Source organism: Legionella sp. km772 (assembly GCF_003989735.1).
Classification (GTDB): Bacteria; Pseudomonadota; Gammaproteobacteria; order Legionellales; family Legionellaceae; genus Legionella.
Window position 1 is genome coordinate 1 of sequence record NZ_RZGQ01000225.1, and the last position, 4,122, is coordinate 4,122.

Here is a 4,122-nt window from a genome sequence, read left to right on the forward strand (position 1 = left end):
TCAATTAACTAAAAATCAGATGAAAAGGCAATCTATTAAGCGGCTCAGAAAAAATGCTGGATGGGATGATTCTATTTTAACCACTATCTTATCTCAAAATTTTTCATGAGGTGACCCTGGGGCTTAACCGAATTTTTTAACATTTCAGCACTGATTTTTGCGCTCTTTGTCGCCATCATAACATTTAATTTATTATTAAAACGAACTGTCAAAAGTCCAATCAGGGATTTGTTTTTTAAGCTGGGCGTCCTTTTAATGTTCAGTGCGCTCGCACTGCTACTGCCAAGCTTAATGAGCCTGATAAAAACCTCCTACTCTTTTTTCCTGAAAGCAACTATTGAATGTTTATGGTGGTTCTCCTTAAATCTTTTAGTTAATGAGATTTTGACTTATTTTATTTGGGATCGCCTATTACCAAGTAAAGGGATCACCGCTTCTAAATTACTGCGTGATTTGGTTAGTTTTATTCTCATTATTATCACCATTGCAGCTATATTCCACTTTGTATTTGAAAAATCAGTAGTGGGTATTTTCACCGCATCAGGAGTTATGGCTATTATCTTGGGTTATTCAGCCCAAGCAACTTTAGGTGAAGCTTTTGCCGGGGTCGGTTTAAATATTACCAAACAATTTGATCAAGGTGATTGGATTAATGTGAATGGTAATAGTGGAAAAGTAGTGGATGTGAATTGGCGTTTTGTAAACCTGATGACCAAAGATGGAAATTACCTATCCATCCCTAACTCACAAATTACTAAAGCCAATATAATCAACTATTCTCGTCCGGATCCCTTACACGGTATCTCCATAAAGATACCGATGAAGCAACATTTTTCACCCGAAATAGTCAAAAAAATGCTTATCACAGCAGCGGATCAATGCGCGTTGATTTCTGACGCCCGGCCCCCCTTTGCCGTACTAAGTGAATTAGGTGGTGATGGTTCAACCCATCACATTTATTATTTAACCTATTTTACAACCAGCAGTGCAGCAGCAATTAATGATCAAATTCTTAGTAATGTTTGGTATCAATGCCAACGCTACGAACAACATATTGGCCATACTACTAGACCTGAACTTCCTAATTATTCAAGTGAAGATATCATGCTCTTCTTGCAAAAGATGGATTTATTTTCGTCCCTTACCGCGGAAGAACTCACCCAACTGGCCGGAGAGACGCGGCAAATTTTTTATGGCCCGCCGGAACGATTGCTTGCTCAAGGACAAAAGAATCAGTCTTTATTTCTTATCTTTAAAGGTGGGGTGGATGTCTACCTCAATATGGAGAAGGATGAAATTACTAAAGTGGCCTCCCTAGAAACGGGCCATTATTTCGGGGAGATGTCTTTATTAACGGGCGAGCCTGCAGGGGCATCCATTTTTGTTAATACGGAAAGTACCATTCTTGAGGTCACTCATGATAGCATGGCAAAACTATTTGAAAGTCGTCCTGAATTAGTAGAAAAAATCAGCTCGATAATCGTCACTCGCAAGTTGCATAATGAAAACGTGAGAGCCTCGTTAACTAAAGATAATAAAAGTGAAAAATTGTCTTTAGTCAGTCAACTTGCTAACCGGATTAAGAGTTTCTTTAAAAAAATGCAAGACCAAGGAGAGCAGTAGATGGATACAGGATGTAAAAATAAAAAAATAAACTTCGCACCATTTAGTGCACTATTAATGACTAGCTTCCTCTATGGACAAGCAATATACGCAGCAGAACAAGTAGCGATAGTCATTGCGGCTGAAGGAAAAGTTACCGCCAATGCGCGTGACTTAGCAAGACGTTCCGCTATTTTTCAAGGTGAAACAATCAATACTGCAGCAGGAGGCAAGGTAGCCTTTAAATTTACTGATGGAAGTGTTGTTACTTTAAAAGAAAACAGCAGCTATGTCATAAAAAATTACTCCTTTAATAAAAGTCAAAAAGCTGATGCCTTTGATGCGCAATTATTAACAGGGGGATTAAAAACGGTTACTGGAAAAATTGGTAAAGAGGCACAACATACGCAAGATGCTATAGAGGCAGGGATCCCTGCCAATCAGCAGGTTAAAGTATCCAATTATAAAGTAAAAGCAGCCATCGCAACAATTGGTGTTCGGGGTACGTCCTATAAATGCGTCATCAAAAAAGCTAAAAAAGAGCGTAATCCTATCGACAATGATAAGTTATTACTTTCAGTTACCAGTGGCGGAATTACGGCCGAATATGGCGAAGATGAAGACATGGAGCTAGGGGTTGGTGCAGTGGCAGCCTATGCAGAAATTGATGCCGATGGCAGTTCCATGTATCTAAGCAGTGACCCTATTCCTGATGCAGATTTTGATATCGCAAGTGGCGACGATGAAGGTGATGACGAGGGTGATGCCAGTGACGATGAAGAAGGTGATGAAGGTGATGACGAAGGTGGCGATGATGAGGAAGGCAGCGACGACAGTAGCGATGATGCGGCCGGTGACGATTCAGGTAGCGACAGCGAATAATAACTAAAAACCTACTTATTAAATGATAATGACTTAATGCTTCAAAGCCTTAAAGTTTTAACAAGGAGTGTAGTAAAGTGAATAGTAGTTTTATTAAAATGATGTGTCTTTCTTCGGTATCTTTATTAGCACAAGCCGTGATGGCCGCCTCCAATGAGAATGTTCCAACGTCTAAAAACATTGAAATCCGTAAATTAGAAGAACGGATGGCCATTTTAGAACACAAACAAAAAGAACAAGTTAAAAATCAACCCATAGATCCTGTCTTGGCTTTACCGCAAGCCTATTTTAGACCCAAATACAATACCGCCCCAGTCTACAACCAAGATTTAGCGATGCTTAAAATGCGCAAATCCTTTGATAATGAAATTAAAGATCGCAACATGACCCCTCTTCCCTACCCGCGCATTGAGCTAGGAGGTTCCGTAATTGGCGTTGCCGGTTTAAGTAAGCCACCAAATGCCCCGCCGATTAATGGAAGAACACAAACTGATATCAACCTTGCGGGTGCTAACTTCGATGTAAACTCGGAAATCATGGACTACCTATTAGGTAATATGCGGATAAGCTACGATCCTAATGGCCCTGATCGAATTGGGCTTTTAAATACGAGAACCATTAAAGCTGACACCATTAATACGCGAATTGCAAACTCTAATATCTTTTTAAATACCGCTTTTTTAACCCTAGGTGATTTAAATAAATCTCCTTTTTATTTAACCGGTGGCCAATTGTTCCTACCCTTTGGTGAATACGGCTCTTCTTTATTAACCGCGCCCTTTCCTGCCCGTTTAGGAAGAATGAAACAACGCCCCATTTTATTAGGTTTTGAGCCTAAGTTCTTACCCGGATTTAATGCCTCGGCCTTCATCTTTAAAGGAGATTCTTTTGTTAACCAGAACTCAGGGGTGGTGAATAACGGAGGGGCAAATCTAAGCTATACGTTGTCTAACGCCTGGTTTAGCCTTACCACTGCAGGAAGCTATATTTCCAATATCGCTGATGCAGGTGGTATGCAAAATACTGGTCCTTCAACGATTGTATCTGATGCTGGAAATACCGTAGACAATGATTTCTTAGATGAAGAAGATCTCGATGAATTAGACGAGGATACGCCACCCACTCCCAATTTTAGAGGCTTTGGTACTAATGAGCGTTTAGAGCGACGAGTTCCCGCTGTAGATGCACGTGCGCGTTTAAAATTAAAAAACCTACCTTTTTCCTTCTATGGCGAGATGGTGCAGCCAACACGCTCTTTCGCAGCAAATAACGCCTCCTTCACCCCCAATTACTCAGATGGAGATAATTTATTAGGGGCAACACCCTCAGCGTGGAACGCAGAAGGTACAATTCATTTTACGATGTTTGAAAACCCTAGTTCATTTACCTTAGGTTATGGTCATTCCTCGCAAGCATTGACCTTTAACCTTCCGCAATCTACTCGTGGGGTTACTCTAAGAACAACGTTTAAAAAGGTTTTAACTTGCTCATTGGGTTATCAATACGACAGAGCTTATCCTGCAGGGCCACCTCATGAAAAAAATCTAGCTTAAATCGGTAAATAATGAGAGGCTAGCTTCATTTAAATGGATATAGGAATGAAGCTGGAAGAAGGATTTTTAGATTTTTTTATTTCAC

General features: G+C 40.2%; 3 protein-coding genes. All 3 read left to right on the forward strand.

Annotation, left to right across the window (positions count from 1 at the left end; all coding sequences use genetic code 11):
- The first annotated feature begins 255 nt into the window (after positions 1-255).
- The 3 genes from ELY15_RS14160 to ELY15_RS14170 all read left to right on the forward strand — a co-directional run bounded on the left by ELY15_RS14160 (position 256) and on the right by ELY15_RS14170 (position 4,037).
- Complete coding sequence (locus ELY15_RS14160; RefSeq protein ID WP_127101149.1) at positions 256-1,623, forward strand: mechanosensitive ion channel domain-containing protein; 1,368 nt, start codon at positions 256-258, stop codon at positions 1,621-1,623.
- On the forward strand, positions 1,624-2,484 hold the full coding sequence (locus tag ELY15_RS14165) for a FecR domain-containing protein (protein WP_127101151.1): 861 nt from the start codon (positions 1,624-1,626) through the stop codon (positions 2,482-2,484).
- Positions 2,485-2,561: 77 nt separating this feature from the next.
- Positions 2,562-4,037 (forward strand): LbtU family siderophore porin, encoded by a 1,476-nt coding sequence (locus ELY15_RS14170; protein ID WP_127101153.1) that lies wholly within the window; start codon positions 2,562-2,564, stop codon positions 4,035-4,037.
- Positions 4,038-4,122: the final 85 nt, after the last annotated feature.

Coding starts and splice junctions, on each gene's coding strand:
- ELY15_RS14160 (WP_127101149.1), top strand. CDS start 256: ATGTTCAGTGCGCTCGCACTGCTACTGCCAAGCTTAATGAGCCTGATA.
- ELY15_RS14165 (WP_127101151.1), top strand. CDS start 1,624: ATGGATACAGGATGTAAAAATAAAAAAATAAACTTCGCACCATTTAGT.